General features: G+C 66.9%; 18 protein-coding genes. 6 read left to right on the top strand and 12 right to left on the bottom strand.

Annotated elements, in window-relative coordinates:
• Window positions 1-502: 502 nt before the first annotated feature.
• From AC6HZP_RS21470 to AC6HZP_RS21495, 6 genes are all read right to left on the bottom strand, one after another.
• On the bottom strand, window positions 503-1,288 hold the full coding sequence (locus AC6HZP_RS21470; RefSeq protein ID WP_497524461.1) for a sugar isomerase domain-containing protein: 786 nt from the start codon (window positions 1,286-1,288) through the stop codon (window positions 503-505).
• A 45-nt stretch (window positions 1,289-1,333) separates the two neighbouring features.
• Window positions 1,334-2,077, bottom strand: a complete 744-nt coding sequence (locus AC6HZP_RS21475) for a GntR family transcriptional regulator (protein ID WP_201400952.1) — start codon at window positions 2,075-2,077, stop codon at window positions 1,334-1,336.
• Window positions 2,074-2,976, bottom strand: coding sequence for an ROK family protein (locus AC6HZP_RS21480; protein WP_497524462.1), 903 nt, complete (start codon window positions 2,974-2,976; stop codon window positions 2,074-2,076). The genes AC6HZP_RS21475 and AC6HZP_RS21480 overlap by 4 nt, the downstream gene beginning before the upstream one ends.
• Complete coding sequence (locus AC6HZP_RS21485) at window positions 2,973-3,839, bottom strand: carbohydrate ABC transporter permease (RefSeq protein ID WP_497524463.1); 867 nt, start codon at window positions 3,837-3,839, stop codon at window positions 2,973-2,975. Before AC6HZP_RS21485 ends, AC6HZP_RS21480 begins: the two co-directional genes overlap by 4 nt.
• Window positions 3,836-4,723, bottom strand: coding sequence for a carbohydrate ABC transporter permease (locus AC6HZP_RS21490; protein ID WP_497524464.1), 888 nt, complete (start codon window positions 4,721-4,723; stop codon window positions 3,836-3,838). Before AC6HZP_RS21490 ends, AC6HZP_RS21485 begins: the two co-directional genes overlap by 4 nt.
• A gap of 248 nt (window positions 4,724-4,971) precedes the next feature.
• Window positions 4,972-6,222 (bottom strand): ABC transporter substrate-binding protein, encoded by a 1,251-nt coding sequence (locus tag AC6HZP_RS21495; RefSeq protein WP_497524465.1) that lies wholly within the window; start codon window positions 6,220-6,222, stop codon window positions 4,972-4,974.
• Between the two features lie 352 nt (window positions 6,223-6,574).
• Here AC6HZP_RS21495 and AC6HZP_RS21500 point away from each other — a divergent pair, with 352 nt between their 5' ends.
• The 3 genes from AC6HZP_RS21500 (at window position 6,575) to AC6HZP_RS21510 (ending at window position 9,535) form a co-directional block, all read left to right on the top strand.
• The gene (locus tag AC6HZP_RS21500) at window positions 6,575-7,978 is read left to right on the top strand and encodes a pyridoxal-phosphate dependent enzyme (RefSeq protein ID WP_497524466.1); all 1,404 of its coding nucleotides are present in this window, start codon (window positions 6,575-6,577) and stop codon (window positions 7,976-7,978) included.
• Complete coding sequence (locus AC6HZP_RS21505; RefSeq protein ID WP_497524467.1) at window positions 7,975-9,144, top strand: cystathionine gamma-synthase; 1,170 nt, start codon at window positions 7,975-7,977, stop codon at window positions 9,142-9,144. The genes AC6HZP_RS21500 and AC6HZP_RS21505 overlap by 4 nt, the downstream gene beginning before the upstream one ends.
• A 94-nt stretch (window positions 9,145-9,238) precedes the next feature.
• Window positions 9,239-9,535: a BrnA antitoxin family protein gene (locus tag AC6HZP_RS21510; protein WP_201400958.1), complete on the top strand. Its 297-nt coding sequence runs from the start codon at window positions 9,239-9,241 to the stop codon at window positions 9,533-9,535.
• Between the two features lie 579 nt (window positions 9,536-10,114).
• Here AC6HZP_RS21510 and AC6HZP_RS21515 read toward each other — a convergent pair.
• The 6 genes from AC6HZP_RS21515 to AC6HZP_RS21540 form a co-directional block, all read right to left on the bottom strand.
• Window positions 10,115-10,453 carry a cytochrome C oxidase subunit IV family protein gene (locus AC6HZP_RS21515; protein ID WP_497524468.1) on the bottom strand — a complete coding sequence of 113 codons (339 nt, stop codon included), beginning with the start codon at window positions 10,451-10,453 and terminating at the stop codon, window positions 10,115-10,117.
• A 9-nt stretch (window positions 10,454-10,462) separates the two neighbouring features.
• Window positions 10,463-11,209: a heme-copper oxidase subunit III family protein gene (locus tag AC6HZP_RS21520; protein ID WP_497524469.1), complete on the bottom strand. Its 747-nt coding sequence runs from the start codon at window positions 11,207-11,209 to the stop codon at window positions 10,463-10,465.
• Between the two features lie 9 nt (window positions 11,210-11,218).
• Window positions 11,219-11,923, bottom strand: a complete 705-nt coding sequence (locus AC6HZP_RS21525) for a cytochrome c oxidase subunit 3 (protein ID WP_497524470.1) — start codon at window positions 11,921-11,923, stop codon at window positions 11,219-11,221.
• Window positions 11,920-13,716, bottom strand: coding sequence for a cytochrome c oxidase subunit I (ctaD, locus tag AC6HZP_RS21530; protein ID WP_244669615.1), 1,797 nt, complete (start codon window positions 13,714-13,716; stop codon window positions 11,920-11,922). The genes AC6HZP_RS21525 and ctaD overlap by 4 nt, the downstream gene beginning before the upstream one ends.
• A 109-nt stretch (window positions 13,717-13,825) precedes the next feature.
• Window positions 13,826-14,683 carry a cytochrome c oxidase subunit II gene (locus AC6HZP_RS21535; RefSeq protein ID WP_497524471.1) on the bottom strand — a complete coding sequence of 286 codons (858 nt, stop codon included), beginning with the start codon at window positions 14,681-14,683 and terminating at the stop codon, window positions 13,826-13,828.
• 211 nt (window positions 14,684-14,894) lie between these two features.
• Window positions 14,895-15,284: a c-type cytochrome gene (locus tag AC6HZP_RS21540; RefSeq protein WP_201400963.1), complete on the bottom strand. Its 390-nt coding sequence runs from the start codon at window positions 15,282-15,284 to the stop codon at window positions 14,895-14,897.
• Between the two features lie 242 nt (window positions 15,285-15,526).
• Here AC6HZP_RS21540 and AC6HZP_RS21545 point away from each other — a divergent pair, with 242 nt between their 5' ends.
• The 3 genes from AC6HZP_RS21545 (at window position 15,527) to AC6HZP_RS21555 (ending at window position 18,512) form a co-directional block, all read left to right on the top strand.
• A complete protein-coding gene (locus AC6HZP_RS21545) occupies window positions 15,527-15,853 on the top strand; it encodes an NIPSNAP family protein (protein ID WP_201400964.1) in 327 nt (108 codons plus the stop codon).
• A 155-nt stretch (window positions 15,854-16,008) separates the two neighbouring features.
• Window positions 16,009-17,220, top strand: a complete 1,212-nt coding sequence (locus AC6HZP_RS21550) for an alpha/beta hydrolase family protein (protein WP_497524472.1) — start codon at window positions 16,009-16,011, stop codon at window positions 17,218-17,220.
• A gap of 164 nt (window positions 17,221-17,384) precedes the next feature.
• Window positions 17,385-18,512 (top strand): linear amide C-N hydrolase, encoded by a 1,128-nt coding sequence (locus AC6HZP_RS21555; RefSeq protein WP_497524473.1) that lies wholly within the window; start codon window positions 17,385-17,387, stop codon window positions 18,510-18,512.
• The last annotated feature ends 15 nt before the right edge of the window (window positions 18,513-18,527 follow it).

Below are 18,527 nucleotides of genomic sequence, written 5' to 3' on the forward strand. Positions count from 1 at the left end.
GCACGTCTCCGTCGTTGGTCGGCCAGTGCTGGAAGGCTCCGGCCGACCCCGAGATTTCCCGAATTGGAACCGGCTGTCAACAAACCCGACTTTTTCGATCGTGTATGTCTACAACCGGCATGCGGCAAGCGGTTGATCCGTTAAGGAGATTTTCACCATGCCCTCGGCATCGGACAGAAAGCCTTCCCGTGCGTCATCTCCGCGCCGGCGGGGATCCCTGCAGCCGGGTCTCGGATCGCTGGAGCTTGCCGATGGCACGGCCGGGACACCTTCGACAACCCGACCTCTGGGCGCTCCCAGCAAGCCCCTCACCCCACCCTCTCCCGCAAGCGTGAGAGGGATTCGGCCGGCGCCCGTCATCCATGGCGAGGCACGTCGACAAGCGCAGGCGATCCCCCTCTCCCGCTTGCGGGAGAGGGTTGGGGTGAGGGTCCTATTCCGACGAAAAACGCCGCGAACCCTGGGGTTCGCGGCGCTGGATCCGTCACGGATGTAGAGGCGATCAGCCCTTCATCTTCTCCTGGAACGTCGAGAGGTGCTTCTGCTGCGCCTCGATCATCTTCTCGCGGTAGATGCCGTAGATCACGTCGGTGTCGTGCAGCGTGACGCCCTCGATCGTCGGCGAGGCGAAGACCGGCAGCTCGACGCCCTTCTTCGACAGCTGGTCAGCGGTGCGCGCGATCAGCTCATGCGTCAGGATCATCGCCAGCACCGTCGACGAACCCGAGACCGGGCGGCTCCAGCCCTCGATCGGGACGATCGCATCCTCGACCGGCGAGTTGGTGTCGATGACGACGTCGGCGACGTCCTTCAGGCGCTTGCCGGACGAGTGCTTGGCCGGCTTGTCGTTCGCCTTCGAGGTGATGGCGACGACGAAGAGGCCGCGCGCCTTCGCGTAGAGCGCGGTCTCGATGCCGGCGGAATTGGTGCCGGAATGCGAGTAGATGATGATGGAATCGCCGGCATTCAGCGGCTGATGGTCGAGGAACTTGTCGATGTAGTTCTCGGTCCGCTCCAGCCAGAGCAGCTCGCGCACGCCCCCGGCGCCGAGCACGTTGTGCCACATCACGCGCGGGTCGGTCAGCGGGTTGAAGCCGACATAAGAGCCGTAGCGCGGGAAGGCTTCCTGGGTCGGCAGCACCGAATGGCCCGAGCCGAACAGATGGACCAGGCCGCCCTTCGCCAGCGTCTCGGAGAAGCGCTGCGCCGCCTCGTTGAGCGCCGCGTCATTGGCGGAACCGGCCTTCTCGATCAGCTGGATCAGGCGGTGCAGATAGAAATCGGACATCAATGGTCTCCCTGGGTGATTTCGTGATGGCAAAGTCGAACGGGGCTAGATCCGCAGGGTGGAGCGGATCTCGTAGCGGTCGCCCCGCATGATCGAGAGGGTGAATTCGAACGGCCCGCGCGGGTCGACGGCGAGGCGCTCGACGATGAAGGCGGGGCTGCCGGCCTCGATTTCGAGCAGCTCGGCATCCTCCGGGCCTACGGCGCCGACGCGGTAGATCTCCGTCGCCTCGAACGGCTTGATGCCGTAGCGCCGTTCGATCTGGGCGTAGAGCGAGCTGCCGGAAAGATCCTCGTCGAGCAGGCCGGGCACACGGTCGAGGCGCAGATGCGCCGTCTGCACGCCGATCGGCGAGCCGTTGCCGAGCCGGAGCCGGCGGACCATGGCGACGGGCTCGCCCTCCTCAATCTCCAGCGCCGCCGCGACGCGGGGGCTCGCCGGCACGATCTCCTGCGCCAGCATGCGCGAGCCGACGGAGAGGCCCAGCGCCGCCATTTCGTCGGTGAAGCTGGTCAGGCCGCGCGCGCCGGCGACGACGGTGGCGCTGCGCACGAAGGTGCCGCGCCCATGTTCGCGCCGGAGCAGGCCGAGCGCCTCGAGATTTCGCAGCGCATGGCGCACCGTGATCCGGCTGACGCCGAGCAGCTCGCACAGCCGGTCCTCGGCCGGGATCTGCGATCCGGCCGGCCATTCGCCTGCCTCGATGCGGGCGCGGATGGCGCGCTCGGCCTGGTGCCAGAGCGGCTCCGGCCGGCGCCGGTCGAGGGATGTGATCAGTCCATCGTTCATCGGACCCTCCACCATTCGGCTCCCCGCGCCGCCGCGACCGCCGCGCCGACGAGGCCGGCTTGCGGGCCGAAGCGGCCGGGCCTGATTTCGATACTTCTCAGATGCGGCGGCAGGTGACGCGTCAGCGCGGCGCGAAGCGGCGGCCCCAGCACGTCGATCGTCTCGGAGACGCCGCCGGCCAGCAGCACGGCCGCCGGATCGAGCAGCGCCACGGCGCCGGCGAGCGTGGTGCCGAGCGCCGTGCCGGCCGCATGGATGGCGAGGCTCGCCGGCCGGTCGCCCTGCCGCGCCGCCGCGATCAGCGCCGCGCCGTCGGCAAGGCCGATCTCGCGCGCCGCGCGGTCGAGCGCCCGGCCCGCCGCCTGCCGCTCGAGCCAGCCGGAGCGGTCCTCGCCGGGATCCCCGACATCCGCCGAGGCCCAGCCGAAGGAACAGGCGCCGCCGCGGCTGCCGCGCACGATGCGGCCGCCGGCGAGCACGGAGGAGCCGATGCCGGTGCCGATCGCGAGCAGGATCGCGTCGTCGAGCCCGCGCGCAGCACCAAGCCGCGCCTCGGCGAGCAGCGCCATCTGCGCGTCGTTGCCGGCCGCGACCGGCGCGCCGGCGGGGGCGAGCAGTTCGGTGAGGTCGACGCCATCGAGATGCGGCAGGTTCGGCACCCAGCGCGCTACCGTGCCCTCGACGAGGCCGGGGACGGTGATGCCGATGCCGGCGAGCGGCTCCGCGCCGTTGCGCGTGGCAATCAGCGCCAGCACTTTGTCGCGCAGCGCTTCGGCGCTTTCCGGCGCCGGCCAGCGCTCGACCGAGTCGAGTTCGGACGGCGCGTCGGCGCGGACGAAGCCGGCGCGCAGGCTGGTGCCGCCGAGATCGAGCGCCAGGACGTGGGAAAAGGTGCTCATTGTCCCGTCATCCCGGAGGCTGTGATGGTGCGGACGAAGAAGCGCTGCAGGAACACGAACAGGATCAGCGGCGGCAGCACGGCGAGCGTCGCCCCGGCCATGACGAGGCCGGTGTTGACGGCGGAGCGGTTGTAGGAGAGCAGCCGCGAGAGGCTGATCACGATCGGGTAATTGTCGGAATTGCCCTGCAGCACGGTGAGTGGCCAGAGATAGCTGTTCCAGTGGTAGACGAAGGCGAACAGCGCGAGCGCAGCCAGCGCCGGGGCGACGGCCGGCGCGACGATGCGGAACAGGATGCGGAACTCCGACGCGCCGTCGAGCCTTGCCGCTTCAAGGAGTTCGTCGGGCACGCCGGCGATGAACTGGCGCATCAGGAAGATGCCGAAGGCATTGGCGAGGTTGGGCACGATGACGCCGGCGAGGCTGGCGTTGAGGCCGATCGTGCCGACCAGCCGGTAGAGCGGAATCAGCGTCACGATCGGCGGCAGGAACATGGTCGCGATGGTGATCGCGAACAGAACCTCGCGATTGCGGAAGCGGTATTTCGCGAAGGCGTAGCCGGCCATCAGCGAGGTCAAGAGGATGCCGGCGGTGGTGATGCCGGCAATCACGGCCGAATTGGCGAAGGAGCGGCCAACGCGGATCAGCTCGTTGACCTTGTGGTAGGCGTCGAGCGACGGCGTCTGCGGGATCCAGACCGGCGGCGTCTGCATCGCCTCGGCCGGCGTCTTCAGGCTGGAGAGCACCATCCAGACGAGCGGGAAGGCCGAGGCGACGGCGATCGCGATCATCAGCAGGTAGAGGAAGGCGCGCCAGCCGGTAGCACCAGCGCCGGTGGCGGGAAGGCGTCCCTGCGCGCTCATCGCCGTTCCTCCCGGCGGGCAAAGGCGAAGACGGCGGTGACGGTGACGACGAGCGCCAGGAGCAGCGTCACCGACATGGCCGAGCCGAGGCCGCCCTGGGCGCGTTCGATGCCGACGCGGCGGATATGATAGGTCATCACATTGGTGGAACCGACAGGGCCGCCCTGGGTGATCAGCGCCACCGGCTCGAACACCTGCACGGCGTTGATCAGCGCGATCACGGCGGAGAACAGCAGCGTCCGCTTCAGGAGCGGCAGCGTGATGAAGCCGAAGAGCTTCGGCCCGCGCGCCCCGTCCATCCGCGCCGCCTCGTAGATCGAGGTCGGGATCTGGGTGAGGCCGGCGATGATCAGGATGGTGAAATAGCCGACCTGCTGCCAGACGTTCAAAAGCACGATCGAGACCAGCGCCGTGTCGGGCGAGGACAGCCAGGGCTGCGGGCCGATGCCGACAAGGGAAAGCAGCTGGTTGATCGGTCCCTCCGTCGGCGAATAGAGTTTTGAAAACACCAGCGCCACCGCGATCATCGGCACCATGTAGGTGGCGAACAGGATAGTGCGGAGCACATTGGCGCCCCTGAGCTCGGCCTGGTGGATCAGCATGCCGAACACGACCGAAAGCGGCAGGATCAGCGCGATCGACATCGCCGAATAGAGCGCCGTGTTGAGCATCGCGCCCTTGAAGTCGCGCCCGACCGAGCTCGATCCGAAGATCTCGCGGAAATTGTCGAGGCCGACGAAGGTCGCGGTCGTGAACGGCGTCTGCGACGACCATTTGGTGAAGGCGAGCCACACGGTCAGCGCGATCGGCACCAGGATGAAGACGGCGAGCAGGCCCAGCCCCGGCGCGAGCATGGCGAAGGTCGATTTTCGAAGGCCGATCATGCGGGACTGTTTGCTCTGTTCATGGCAGCGATTTTGACGGCGGCCCCGACGGGCGGCCGCTGTCGGCTCCCTCTCCCGCTTGCGGGAGAGGGTTGGGTGAGGGTCTTCCGGCGGCATTCGGCCAGCAGTGGAGACCTTGAAGCGAAGCAAGGCCCTCACCCCCGCCCTCTCCCACTTGCGTGGGCGAGGGAGCGATCGAGCTCCTCCTCCGTCATCCCGGGCCTGGCCCGGGATGACGGCGTGGTGAGCTACTGCGACGCCTTTTCGAGGATCGTCGCGGCGTCGGCCTGCGCCGCGGTGGCGGCCTCGGCGGCCGTCTCCTTGCCGAACTGCACCGCCTCGATGTGGCCCTGCAGCGATTCCGTGAATTCCTGGCCGCCGAGCACGGTCGGGAACGGACGGGCTTCCGACAGCACGTCGACATAGCCGGCGAGGAACGGCGTCTTCAGCCGGTCGGCGAAGGCGGCGACGTCGGAGGTGCGCGACGGCAGGATGCCCATGGACTGCAGCAGGTCGCCCATGGCCGAAGCGCCGTTCTCGCCCGAGGTCGGGCCGTTGAACCAGGCGAGGAAGTCCCAGGCCGCCTTCTTCTCGGCGTCCGAGGCGCCGTCGGAGACGACGGTCATCCAGGAGTAGGAGATCGAATGCGGTCCGTCGCCCTTCGGGCCGACCGGGATCGGCGCGGTGGCGACATCGGCGAAGCGGTCGCCCATGCCGGCCTTCAGCGCCGATTCCCACCAGTTCGCCATGATGATCATGCCGGTCTTGCCGGAGACGAAATTGTCGAGGAACGGCCCCGTCGTGTTGGCGTCGGCCGTGCCCATGGTAGCGACCGAAGCGCCGGACTTGATCAGCTTCTCATAGAGCTCGAACGTCTGCTTGGCGCTCTCGCTGTCGAGCTGCGGCTTGCCGTCGACTACGAGCGCACCGCCATTCGAGGCGAGCAGCGAGGCGAAGGGATGGACGACGCCCGCCGCCCAGGAGTTGATCATGCCGAAGCCCTGCTGGCCCTTGTCCTTGTTGGTCAGCTTCTCGGCGGCGGCGTAAAACTCGTCCCAGGTCTTCGGCGCTTCCTTGATGCCGGCTTCCTCGAACAGCTTCTTGTTGTAGTTGAGCGCGTAGACGTCGATCTCGTTCGGATAGCCGTAGACCGTGCCGCCGACGCTGGCGGCCGTCGCGACGCCATTCGGCCAGTTGGTCTTGACGTCGGCAGCGTTCGCTTCCGGCGCGGCGTTGACGAGCTTGTCGCGCGCGAGCTCCGGCAGCCAGAGGTCATAGATGCCGGTGATCGTCGGTCCGCCGGCCTGGCCGGCCTGCGAGCGCAAGGTCGTCAGAAGGTCGCCGAACGGCACGGCGCGCACGTCCACCTTCACGCCCGGATGGTCCTTGGCATAGGTGGCGGCGGCGGCCTCGAGCTTGGCGACCGTCTCCGGCGGCCAATGCGTCAGGAACGACACGGTCACATCCTCAGCCCAGGCGACGCTTGAGAAAGCGGCCATGGCGGAACCCAGAAACAAGCCCATCAACGGTCTGATCGTCACGGTACCCCTCCGTTCGAATGTCGACGGTCCGGCGGTGCAACCGGCCATCGTTCTGTTATGACGTAAGGACGTTATAATGACTTTAGCTAATCGGCAAGCCGCCAATTCTCTCCGGCGGCGCCGACCGCGCCAGCACAGCATAACCGCTGAGTTCCGCAACGCCAGCCGAACGGCTGTCAGATCCGGGCACCCCGGAAAAGGTATAATTTTGCGCGATAGGTGCCATTCGCGAAATGCTCGGGCTTGCCCGATTCTCGCCTCGACGCCACATGTGGTGCACCGCTGCGACCGCGCCGAGTGGAGACCATTCATGACTGATCCGGCCGTTTCGACCCCGCTTCCCCGACCCGTTCGATCCAGCCTGGACCTGATCGGCCGGACGCCGATCGTCGAGCTGACGACCTTCGATACCGGCCCGTGCCGGCTGTTCGTCAAGCTGGAGAGCCAGAACCCCGGCGGCTCGATCAAGGACCGCATCGCGCTGTCGATGATTCGCGCCGCCGAGGCGGATGGCCGCCTGAAGCCGGGCGGCACCATCGTCGAGGCGACGGCCGGCAATACCGGCCTCGGCCTCGCCCAGGTGGCGCTGCCGAAGGGCTATCACCTGATCCTCGTCGTTCCCGACAAGATGTCGCGCGAGAAGGTGCAGCATCTGCGCGCCATCGGCGCCGACGTCCGCACCACCCGCTCCGATGTCGGCAAGGGTCATCCCGACTATTACCAGGACATGGGCGCGCGCATCGCCGAGGAGACCGGCGGCTTCTTCGTCAACCAGTTCGCGAATCCCGCCAATCCGCTGGCGCATGAGACGACGACCGGCCCTGAAATCTTCGAGCAGATGGACGGCAAGGTCGACGCCATCGTCGTCGGCGTCGGCTCCGGCGGCACGCTGACCGGCATCGGCCGCTATTTCAAATCGGCGTCGCCGGCGACCAAGATGGTGCTGGCCGACCCGAAGGGCTCGATCCTGGCGCCGCTGGTCACCACCGGCGAGACGATCGAGCCGGGCAGCTGGGCCGTCGAGGGCATCGGCGAGGATTTCGTGCCGCCGAACTGCGACCTGTCGCTGGTCTCGGCCGCCTACACCATCTCCGACCGCGAAAGCATCGCGGCGGCGCGCGCCCTGCTCGCGCAGGAAGGCATCCTCGCCGGTTCCTCCTCCGGCACGCTGCTGGCGGCGGCGCTACGCTATTGCCGCGAGCAGACCACGCCGCAGAACGTCGTCACCCTCGTCTGCGACAGCGGCAACAAATATCTCTCCAAGGTCTTCAACGACGTCTGGGTCGCCGAGCAGGGCCTGATCGAGAGGATCCGACACGGCAATCTGCGCGACCTCGTGGCGCGGACCTATGCCGACGGCGCCACCGTCACCGTCGCGCCCGACGATACGCTGTCGACCGCCTATTCCCGCATGCGCTCGGCCGACGTCTCGCAGCTGCCGGTGATCGAGCATGGCAACCTGATCGGCCTGCTCGACGAGAGCGACGTGCTGAACGGCCTGCGCCGGCTCGGCCGCGAGGGCCGCGGCGATTTCGGCGCCTCGGTGCGCGAGACGATGGTGACGGCGCTGAACACGCTGCAGGCGGGCGAGCCGATCGACGCGCTGCTGCCGGTGTTCGAGCGCGACGAGGTCGCCATCGTTATGGACGGCGACGAATTCGTCGGCCTGATAACCCGTATGGACCTGATCAATCATGAGAGGTTGGCGTTTTGAACAAGCCTGAGAAGACCAATCGACTTGCCTTCGAGACGCGAACCATCCACGGCGGCCAGAGTCACGATCCCCTGACGGGCGCCGTCATGGTGCCGATCTACGCCACCTCGACCTACGCGCAGGAAAGCCCCGGCGTTCACAAGGGCTTCGAATACGGCCGCTCGCAGAACCCGACCCGCTTCGCCTTCGAGCGCGCCGTCGCCGATCTCGAGAGCGGCACGGCCGGCTTCGCCTTCGCCTCCGGCCTCGCCGCGATCGCGACGACGCTGGAGCTGCTCTCCGCCGGCGACCACATCATCGCCACCGACGATCTCTATGGCGGCACCTTCCGCCTGCTCGACAAGGTGCGCAAGCGCACCGCCAACCTCGACGTCACCTTCGTCGACTTCACCGATCTAGCCGCCGTCGAGGCGGCGATCCGGCCGGAGACGAAGCTGCTCTGGGTCGAGACGCCAACCAACCCGCTGCTGCGCATCATCGATCTCGAGGCGGTCGCAACGCTCGCCAAGCGGCGCGGCCTGATCACGGTTGCCGACAACACCTTTGCCAGCCCCTACATCCAGCGGCCGCTGGAGTTCGGCATCGACATCGTCGTGCATTCGACCACCAAGTACCTGAACGGCCATTCCGACATGATCGGCGGCACGGTCGTCGTCGGCTCCAACCAGGCGATCGTCGACCAGATCCGCTTCCTGCAGAACGCGGTCGGCGCCATCTCCGGCCCGTTCGACAGCTTCCTGGCGCTGCGCGGCCTGAAGACCCTGGCGCTCCGCATGCAGCGGCACTCCGAGAACGGCCTCGCCATCGCCAAGTGGCTGGAAGCGCGGCCGGACGTGAAGCGCGTCATCTATCCGGGCCTCGAAAGCCATCCGCAGCACGCCATCGCTAAGCGCCAGATGCACGCCTTCGGCGGCATGATCAGCGTCGAGTTCGACCGTGATCTCGCCGGCACCAAGCGCTTCCTCGAGCGTGTGCGCCTGTTCACGCTGGCCGAGAGCCTCGGCGGCGTCGAGAGCCTGATCGAGCATCCGGCGACGATGACGCATGCCTCGATCCCGCTGGCCCAGCGCGAGGCGATCGGCATCACCGACGGTCTCGTGCGCTTCTCGGCCGGCATCGAGGCGGCGGACGACCTGATCGCCGACATCGCGCAGGCCCTTCTCTGACGCATCTGCGCGACAGGAAACCGGCATCGCCGCGCGAAGGGTGACGTAACGGCAACTCTGGTGTAGAAATAGATCCTTCGACATCGGGGAAATCATGTCTGAAACCGACACGCCATCGCGCGACGACGCTCTCACCGACGTCGAGGCCGACGCCTCGACTTCGGCGCTGCGCCGCCGATCCGCGAAAGCCGAAGGACAAGCCCTGGTCACCGTCTCGCTGGACCTGAGCGAGCGGGTGATCGACTTCTTCAAGATCGAGGGCGGCGACTGGCAGGCCCGCGTCAACGACGCGCTCAACCTGCTGGTCAATCGCCAGAACGCGCGCGACGCGAAGAAGCGAGCCCGCCTCCGGGCCCGCAGCGCCGTCCGCCGCCGAACGGTCGCCGGCTGACCGGTTCACGTGAAACATCAGTGCCTTGCCGCAACGCAACGCGGCGGGATGGGGTCGGACGTGCCCCTTCGTCTCTCCCCTAGTGCGGCAGGCTGAGGATGGACTTGTCCCCTCACCTCTCCCATAGGGAGACCTTCGCGCATCCCCGTCCAGCCGTCATGCGACGCTCGATTTCAATCATCCTGAGGTGCCCGAGCGCAGCGCGGGCCTTGAAGGACGCACGGTCGAGGGGCAACCAGTCGATTGCACAGCCGCTCTGCGTGCTTCGACAAGCGACAGCGACCGGGCCCCCCTCCGCCGTCATCCCGGCAAAGGCCGGGATCCAGACACTCCGGCCAGTGGCCGATAGGCTGAACCAAGCTTTCTTGGCCGGTGTTCATGGGCCCCGGCCTTCGCCAGGGTGACGGCGTTCCCTGAACCCTCCTTCGAGGCCCGGCTTCGCCGGGCACCTCAGGATGATGGTCGAGACTTGGGAAAAGAGACCGGACCAAGCCGAGGCGCCACCGATCTGTACGGCACCCCAGAGCGCTTCGGAAAGTCGAGGCGCAGCTACGCGAAAGCGCCGGACCGGAGGCGCCCCTAGCTCCCCATGGCGTAATTCATGACGCGCGTCAGCAGCGTGTAGTTCGACTCCGCCACCATGATGGCGACGAAGACCAGGATCAGCAGCGGCGGCAGCAGGATGGCGTAGATCAGCGTCAGCCGCTCCCACGCCATGTGCATGAAGAAGGCGACGATCAGCCCGGCCTTCAGCAGCATGAACAGGATGATCAGCCCCCAGCGCAACAGGCCCTGCACGCCGACATAATCGACCATGTAGGAGCAGGCGCTGAGCACGAACAGCCAGCCCCAGACGGCGAGGTAGAGCTTGACCGGATGGTGTTGTTGCGCGTCGGCATGGGCGGTCGCGTCGGACATGGAAACCTCCTACCAGAGGTAGAAAAAGGCGAAGATGAAGACCCAGACCAGATCGACGAAGTGCCAGTAGAGACCCATGATCTCGACGGATTCGTACTGGCCGCGCCGGCTGGTGAAGAAGCCGCGCCGGCCGCTGTCGAAATCGCCGCGCAGCACCTTGCGCGCCATGATGATCAGGAAGATCACGCCGACGGTGACATGCGTGCCGTGGAAGCCGGTGATCATAAAGAAGGTCGAGCCGAACTGCGCCGCGCCCCACGGGTTCTCCCAGGGCCGCACGCCCTCGCGGATCAGCTTCGTCCATTCGAACGCCTGCATGCCGACGAAGCAGGCGCCGAGCAGCGCCGTCAGCAGCATCAGGCGGCCCGCCTTGCGGCGGTCGCGCAGATAGCCGTAGTGGACCGCGAGCGCCATGGTGCCGCTGCTTGAGATCAGCACGAAGGTCATGATGGCGATCAGGATCAGCGGCACCTCGGTGCCGCCGATCTCGAGCGCGAACACCTCGCTCGGATTGGGCCAGGGCACCACGGTCGACATCCGCGCCGTCATGTAGCCGACGAGGAAGCAGCCGAAGACGAAGGTGTCGGAGAGCAGGAACACCCACATCATCGCCTTGCCCCAGGAGACCCCTTTGAAGGAGCTCTGGTCGGAGGCCCAGTCGGCGACGAAGCCGCGCCAGCCGGACCTCCGCGGCGGCGTCGTTTCCGCCTGCAGGATCCGATCGTCGGCCAGATGATCCGCCAAATGGTCCGCCATGCCCGCCTCCTATGTCAGCAATCGACGGCAAATCGCGACGAAGTCGCCGATCCGGCCGGTGAGCAGGCCGAGCAGGACCAGCCAGATCAGCAGCAGCACGTGCCAGTAGGTGGCGCAGAGATCGACGCCGAGGCGGAGCTCGGCCACGCCGGCGCCACGCAGCATTTTTCGCGTGACCCGCCCGAGCGCGACCAGCCCGCCCGCCACGTGCACGCCATGTAGCGCCGTCACCAGATAGAAGAACGCATTGGCGGGATTGCTGGCGAGATAGTAGCCCTCGGCGTTCAGCTGCCGCCAGGCGACCAGCTGGCCGGCGAGGAAGACGAGCGCCGTGAAGCCGCCGGCGAGGAGCCCGGTGCGGACGCTGTCGAGATCGCCGCGCCGCGCGCCCATCCGCGCCGTCTCCAGCGCCAGGCTGCTGACGAGGAGGGCGAAGGTGTTGGCATAGAGGATGCCGGGGAGCCGCACCGACTGCCAGTCGCCCTGCCCGGCCCGCATCAGATAGGCGCTGACGGTGAGTGCGAACAGCGAGCCGACCACGACGAGGAACACCGCCAGCCCGATCCGCGCCACCAGCGACGGCGTCGGATCCGGCGCCGCCACGCCGCCGATGACGCCGACTTCGAGCCAGGGCTTCGAGAACAGCCCCTGCCGCGCCAGCCACCAGAAGATGGCGGCCATGACGACGAGCAGGAAGACCAGGATGACGCTCACCTTGGCTCCTCCGTGACCACATGGCCCGGCCCGCCGGGACCCGGATCGTTCTGGGCGAGGAAATCCTTGGCCGTGCCGGGCACGCTGTAGTCATAGGCCCAGCGATAGACGACCGGCCGTTCCGCGCCCCAGTTGCCGTGCGGCGGCGGCGTTTCCGGCGTCTGCCATTCGAGTGTGGTGGCGCCCCAGGGATTGCCGCCGGAGGGCCTCCCGTACCGGAGGCTCCAGGCGAGGTTGAACAGGAACAGGATCTGCGCCGCGCCGACGACCAGCGCCGCGATGGTCATGAATTCGTTCAGCGTATGCACCGAGGGCGGCACGAAGGCGGTATCGCCCATCTCGAAATAGCGCCGGGGCACGCCGAGCAGGCCGATATAGTGCATCGGGAAGAACACCGCATAGGCGCCGAGGAAGGTCACCCAGAAGTGGATCCGCCCCATCGTCTCGTTGAGCATGCGGCCGGTGATCTTCGGATACCAGTGATAGATCGCGCCGAAGATGACCATGATCGGCGCCACGCCCATCACCATGTGGAAATGCGCCACCACGAACATGGTGTCGGAGAGCGGCACGTCGACGACGACATTGCCGAGGAAGAGGCCGGTCAGCCCGCCATTGACGAAGGTGACGATGAAGCCGAGCGCGAACAGCATCGGCACGGTGAAATGGATGTCGCCGCGCCAGAGCGTCAGCACCCAGTTGTAGACCTTGAGCGCCGTCGGCACGGCGATGATCAGCGTCGTCGTGGCGAAGAAGAAGCCGAAGCCCGGATTCATGCCGCTCACATACATGTGGTGCGCCCAGACGACGAAGGAGAGCGCGCCGATGATGACGATCGCCCAGACCATCATCCGGTAGCCGAAGATGTTCTTGCGGGCATGCGTGCTGATCAGGTCGGAGACGATGCCGAAGGCCGGCAGCGCGACGATGTAGACCTCGGGATGGCCGAAGAACCAGAACAGGTGCTGGAACAGGATCGGGCTGCCGCCGGCGGTGTTGAGCGGCTCGCCCATGGCGATGATCGACGGCATGAAGAAGCTGGTGCCGAACAGCCGGTCGAACATCATCATGACGGAGCCGACGAACAGCGCCGGAAACGCCAGCAGCGCCATCACCGTCGCCGTGAAGATGCCCCAGACGGTGAGCGGCATCCGCATTAGCGTCATGCCCTTCGTGCGGCCCTGCAGCACGGTGACGACATAGTTCAGGCCGCCCATGGTGAAGCCGATGATGAACAGCATCAGCGACGCCAGCATGATGATGATGCCCCATTGCTGGCCGGGCGTGTTGGCGAGGATCGCCTGCGGCGGATAGAGCGTCCAGCCGGCGCCGGTCGGCCCGCCGGGCACGAAGAACCCGGCCGCGAGCACCAGAACGGCGAGCAGGTAGATCCAGTAGCTGAGCATGTTGAGATACGGGAACATCATGTCCCGCGCGCCGAGCATCAGCGGGATCAGATAGTTGCCGAAGCCGCCGAGGAAGAGCGCCGTCAGCAGGTAGACCACCATGATCATGCCGTGCATGGTGATGAACTGGTAGTAGCGGTCGGCGTCGATGAAGGGCAGCGCGCCCGGATAGGCGAGCTGGATGCGCATCAGCCAGGAGAGCACCAGCGCCACCAGCCCGATCGCCGTCGCCGTCAGCGCATACTGGATGGCGATGACCTTGGCGTCCTGCGAGAAGACGTATTTCGTCACCCAGCTGGTCGGATGGTAGAGCTCCAGTTCGCCGGCATGCCCGGCTGCATGTCCGTCGCCGCCATGCCCTGATCCGCCATGCGTCAGATCCACCATCAGGCGTCACCTCGCTCGGTTCCGGGGCGCCCTGCCCCGTCTCGTGATCGGCGCGTCCCGCCGCGCCGCATGCTGTTCCCGCCTCAGGCGCACGCCGGGCCGCCCGGCGTCACCGCGACGACGAGGCGGCGCCAGAGCGCGGATCGAGCGGCGCATCGAGCGCGCTCGTCTTCGCCGGCGCCGTCATCTGCTGGAAGGTCTGCTGCTGGTCGAGCCAGGTCTGGTAGTCGGCCTCGGTGTCGACGACGACCGTGCCGCGCATATAGGGATGGCCGACGCCGCAGAGCTCGGCGCACAGCACCTCGAAGGTGCCGGTCCGGGTCGGCGTGATCCAGTAATAGGTGACCGAGCCGGGGATCATGTCCATCTTGGCCCGGAACTCCGGCACGAAGAAATTATGCACCGCGTCGACCGAGCGCAGCAGCAGCGCCACCGGCTTGCCGACCGGCAGGTGGATCTCGCCGCCCTGCACGACGACGTCGTCCTGGCCGGCCGGATCGGCCGGGTCGATACCGACCGGATTCTCCGGCGTGACGGCGCGCGTATCGGCGACGCCGAGGCGGCCGTCCTTGCCGGGCAGGCGATAGGCCCATTGCCATTGCTGGCCGACCACCTCGACGCTCGACGCGCCGGCCGGCACGGTGATGAAGCGGGCCCAGACCACCAGTCCCGGCGCCAGCATGGCGGCGACGCCGAGGCTCGTCACCACGGCGAGCCAGGTCTCGAGCCGCTTGTTCTCCGGCTCATAGGCGGCGCGATGGCCCGGTCGGTGCCGGAACCGCCAGAGGCAATAGGCCATAAACAGCAGCACGGCGGCGAAGACGGCGCCGGTGATCCAGAAGGTCAGGTTGATGGTGTCGTCGATATAGCCCCAGTTCGAGGCGATCGGCGTGAACCACCACGGGCTCAGCAGGTGGAACAGGACCGAGCCGACGACCACCAGGGCAAGGACAATTGCGATCAGCATCCCTTATTCTTCCCAGCCAGGAGAAAACGCGTCCTGCGGCAATGAATGAAGTGGATAGGCTTCCTGTCGCCGGTTCGCCCGCGACCACCCTTTTGCGTTTCCTTTTCCTTGCGATCCCGAAGATCTCCGCGCCGGCTGGCCCAGTCGCCCAGGCCACAGCACGGACCTTCAGTCGTCGCTCCTTCCCGACCGGCGCGACGGCCGGGAAACCCTATTGCTTCTTGCCGTCCGGACCGAACTGCTTGATGTAGGCGATGACGTTGTCGATGTCCTTGTCGTCCTTCAGGCCGACAAAGGTCATCTTGGTGCCCGGCACCTTGGCCTTTGGATCGTGGATGTATTCGCGGAACACCGTCTCGTCCCAGACGATGCCGGAGTTCTTGTTGGCGTCAGAATATTTGTAGCCCTCGACCGAGCCCGAATGGCGGCCGAACAGGCCGTTCAGCTCCGGGCCGACGGCGTTCTTGGCGTTCTCGCCGATCTGGTGACAGGCCCGGCACTTCAGGAAAACCTTCTGGCCGAGCGTCGCGTCGCCATCCGCATGGGCCGCTGCCGGCGCGGCGAGAAGGGCCAGCATCACAACAAAGCCCCGTGAATTCATCGAAGCCTCCCAGGAGCTTCGCGTCCGCTCCGCCGGGCTGCTGCCCCGAACGGCGTGCTCCGCTGTCAAGCTAGCACATTCCGTAACGGGATGTCAGTTTAGAATGACTATGATCAGAGCCGTGATGAAGCACGCTTACCGGGCGCCCGTCCGAACGGGCCTTGCCTCGACCGAGAGACTCGGCTTGTCTCTCTCTGCGCAATCAAGCCGGATTGAACCGCAGCGAAAGCGCCGGAGAGGAAATGATCTACGAACTGCGCGTCTATACTTGCCTGCCCGGCCGCATGGCCGCCCTGCAGAAACGCTTCCAGGACCACACGCTGCGCATCTGGGAAAAACACGGCATCCGACAGGCCGGATTCTGGACGACCCTGGTCGGGCCGGCCAGCAACGACCTCACCTACATGATCGCCTGGGAGAGCCTGGCCGATCGCGAGGCGCGCTGGAACGCCTTCGTCGCCGATCCGGAATGGGTCAGCGCCCGGCTCGACAGCGAGAAGGACGGGCTGATCGTCGCCAACATCGTCAGCTCGTTCCTGCAGCCGACCGCCTTCTCGTCGGTCCGCTGACGCGCCGCGCTGGAGAGCGTTTCGCCGGCGTATCTCCGGCGGCGCCGCGCCCCGTCGACAGCCCCGTGACGTAACGTTAGGCTGCCCGCTCCGCCTTCGGCACACCGAGGGCGGCGTGGGATCTGCCAGCGACGTTCGCCAGGGAGGGGGCTCCGATGGGCTTGTTGTTCCAGAATGATTTTCATGACGGATTCGGCAGCTGGGCGCTCGGCTATATTCCCTATGGCGGCGCGGATTTCGGCGAGGTGCGGGCGGTCGGGCTCGCCGTCGGCGACGGCGATGACGGCGCCTTCTACACGGCCTGGGTCGAGGCGGGCGACCGGCTCGCGGACGAGGCCGAGGTTGCGCTCGCCAGGGGCCACCGCGCCAGTGCCCGCGCCCTGTTCCTGCGGGCCGCCAACTTCTACGCCGCCGCCTATCATCCGCTCTACGGCGTCCCGATCGATCCGCGCCTCATCGCCGCGTTCCGCAAACAGATCGCCGCCTTCGACAAGGCGCTGGCTCTGTCTGAGCCGGAGATCCGGCCGCTGCGCATTCCGTTCGGCGATGCCTCGATGCCGGCCTATCTGCTGCCGGCGCGCGGCCGGGCCGACGAAATCCGGCCGCTGCTGATCCTCAACAACGGCTATGACGCCACCATCACCGACCTCTATTTCGCCTCCGCCGTGGCGGCGACCGAGCGCGGCTATCATTGCCTGATCTTCGACGGCCCCGGCCAGGGCGCGATGCTCTACGAGCAGGGCATTCCGCTCCGCCCCGACTGGGAAACGGTGATCAACACCGTCGTCGATTTCGCCGTCACCTGGCCGATCGTCGACCCCACGCGCATCGCGCTTTCCGGCTGGAGCCTCGGCGGCTATCTGGCACCGCGCGGCGCCTCGGGCGAGCCGCGCATCGCGGCGCTGATCGCCGATCCGGCGCTGCCCAGCATGGCCGACCCGTTCCGCGGCCTGGCGATCCGGTTCGGCGCCAGCAACGAGGCGGCCGGCAATCTCGGCGAGCTGGAAGCCACCGTGCTGGAACGGCTCGACCAGTTCATCGACAGCGACCGCCGCATGCGCTGGAGCATCAAGCAGCGCGCCTTCTGGGTGCATGGCGTCGATACGCTACGCGACTATCTGCGCCAGGCGGAGTTCTACACGATGCGCGGGCGGCTCGACCGGATCCGCTGCCCGACGCTTCTGACCCAGGCCGAGAACGACCGGCTCGCCGCCGGCGCGCCCGCCTTCTTCGACGGGCTCAGCTGCCCCAAGACCCTGCTCCGCTTCACCGCCGCCGAGGGCGCCGGCGATCATTGCGAGATGATGAACCGCTCGCTCCTGAACCAGCGCGCGCTCGACTGGCTCGACGAAGTATTTTCGGCCTGAGAATACCGGACTGTATTGGCCGAGCCGGCGAAACAACACGGCAACCATCCAGCCGGATCGCATCGCCACGGGTAATAAATCCCGGCCAAATTCCTTGAGTCGAGGCCGATTTCGCTCTTAAGTGGAGACCGGAATTCCTGCAATCGGGATGGAGGGCTCCCAAAATGATCCGGATCGACGAGCGAAAACTTGGCCGCTTCTGGCGGAACGCGACGCGCGCCGCCGCCACAGTGACCGTGGCCGCGTCGCTGCTGGCGACGCAGACGGCGCTGGCCTGCACCAGCTTCATCCTCCGCACGACCGACGACGGCGCCGTCTACGGTCGGACGATGGAATTCGCCATGCCGATGGAATCGAGCGCGATGGTGATCCCGCGCGGCTTCGCGCTCACCTCGACCGGCCCGGACAACAAGCCCGCCATGGCCTGGACCAGCAAGTATGGCGCCGTGGGCCTCAACGCGATGGGCATCACCGCCCTGATCGACGGCATGAACGAGAAGGGCCTCACCGGCGGCATCCTCTATTTCCCCGGCTTCGCCGGCTATGCCGACCCGGCCAAATCGGATCCCGCCAAGTCGCTGGCGCCGTGGGACGTGCTGACCTGGGCGCTGACCAGCTTCGCCACCGTCGCCGAGGTCAAGGCGGCGCTTTCCGAGATCGCCATCGTCGAGGTGGTGCAGTCGGACATGAAGATCGTGCCGCCGGTCCACTACACGCTGCACGACCCGTCGGGGGCGTCGCTGGTGATCGAGCCGATGGACGGCACGCTCAAAGTCTATGACAATCCGCTCGGCGTCATGACCAACTCGCCGCCCTTCGACTGGCACCGGATCAACCTCAGCAACTATCTGAAGATCTCGCCCTTCAACGCGCCGCCGCTGACGCTCGAGGGCGTGACGATCCCGCAGCTCGGCCAGGGCTCGGGCCTGCTCGGCATTCCCGGCGATCCGACGCCGCCCTCCCGCTTCGTCCGCGCGCTTGGCTACGTCATCTCGGCCGAGCTGCAGCCGAGCGGCATCGAGAGCGTGCGCCTCGCCGAGCACGTGCTGAACAATTTCGACATTCCGCGCGGCTGGATCCGGGAGGGCTCGGACAAGAGCGCGCCGCTGGAATACACGCAGTGGTCGTCGATCGCCGACCTCAAGAACAAGACCTATTACGTCAAGACCTATGACGACCCGGTCCTGCGCGGCATCGAGCTGACGAGCTTCGACCTCGACGCCAAGGAACTGGTGTCGGCGCCGCTGAAGCCCGCCATGGCGGCTCCGGCGCTGGCGTTCCCGAAGCCCTGAGACGGCCGCCCAAGA

The organism is Kaistia sp. SLG-1 (assembly GCF_059699055.1).

What these genes read in the sequence shown, in the direction of transcription:
- AC6HZP_RS21550 (WP_497524472.1), top strand. Translation starts at nt 16,009, where the DNA reads ATGGGCTTGTTGTTCCAGAATGATTTTCATGACGGATTCGGCAGCTGG.
- AC6HZP_RS21535 (WP_497524471.1), bottom strand. Translation starts at nt 14,683, where the DNA reads ATGCTGATCGCAATTGTCCTTGCCCTGGTGGTCGTCGGCTCGGTCCTG.
- AC6HZP_RS21495 (WP_497524465.1), bottom strand. Translation starts at nt 6,222, where the DNA reads ATGGCCGCTTTCTCAAGCGTCGCCTGGGCTGAGGATGTGACCGTGTCG.
- AC6HZP_RS21480 (WP_497524462.1), bottom strand. Translation starts at nt 2,976, where the DNA reads ATGAGCACCTTTTCCCACGTCCTGGCGCTCGATCTCGGCGGCACCAGC.
- AC6HZP_RS21500 (WP_497524466.1), top strand. Translation starts at nt 6,575, where the DNA reads ATGACTGATCCGGCCGTTTCGACCCCGCTTCCCCGACCCGTTCGATCC.
- AC6HZP_RS21475 (WP_201400952.1), bottom strand. Translation starts at nt 2,077, where the DNA reads ATGAACGATGGACTGATCACATCCCTCGACCGGCGCCGGCCGGAGCCG.
- ctaD (WP_244669615.1), bottom strand. Translation starts at nt 13,716, where the DNA reads ATGGTGGATCTGACGCATGGCGGATCAGGGCATGGCGGCGACGGACAT.
- AC6HZP_RS21555 (WP_497524473.1), top strand. Translation starts at nt 17,385, where the DNA reads ATGATCCGGATCGACGAGCGAAAACTTGGCCGCTTCTGGCGGAACGCG.
- AC6HZP_RS21490 (WP_497524464.1), bottom strand. Translation starts at nt 4,723, where the DNA reads ATGATCGGCCTTCGAAAATCGACCTTCGCCATGCTCGCGCCGGGGCTG.
- AC6HZP_RS21520 (WP_497524469.1), bottom strand. Translation starts at nt 11,209, where the DNA reads ATGGCGGACCATTTGGCGGATCATCTGGCCGACGATCGGATCCTGCAG.
- AC6HZP_RS21545 (WP_201400964.1), top strand. Translation starts at nt 15,527, where the DNA reads ATGATCTACGAACTGCGCGTCTATACTTGCCTGCCCGGCCGCATGGCC.
- AC6HZP_RS21510 (WP_201400958.1), top strand. Translation starts at nt 9,239, where the DNA reads ATGTCTGAAACCGACACGCCATCGCGCGACGACGCTCTCACCGACGTC.
- AC6HZP_RS21540 (WP_201400963.1), bottom strand. Translation starts at nt 15,284, where the DNA reads ATGAATTCACGGGGCTTTGTTGTGATGCTGGCCCTTCTCGCCGCGCCG.
- AC6HZP_RS21515 (WP_497524468.1), bottom strand. Translation starts at nt 10,453, where the DNA reads ATGTCCGACGCGACCGCCCATGCCGACGCGCAACAACACCATCCGGTC.
- AC6HZP_RS21470 (WP_497524461.1), bottom strand. Translation starts at nt 1,288, where the DNA reads ATGTCCGATTTCTATCTGCACCGCCTGATCCAGCTGATCGAGAAGGCC.
- AC6HZP_RS21485 (WP_497524463.1), bottom strand. Translation starts at nt 3,839, where the DNA reads ATGAGCGCGCAGGGACGCCTTCCCGCCACCGGCGCTGGTGCTACCGGC.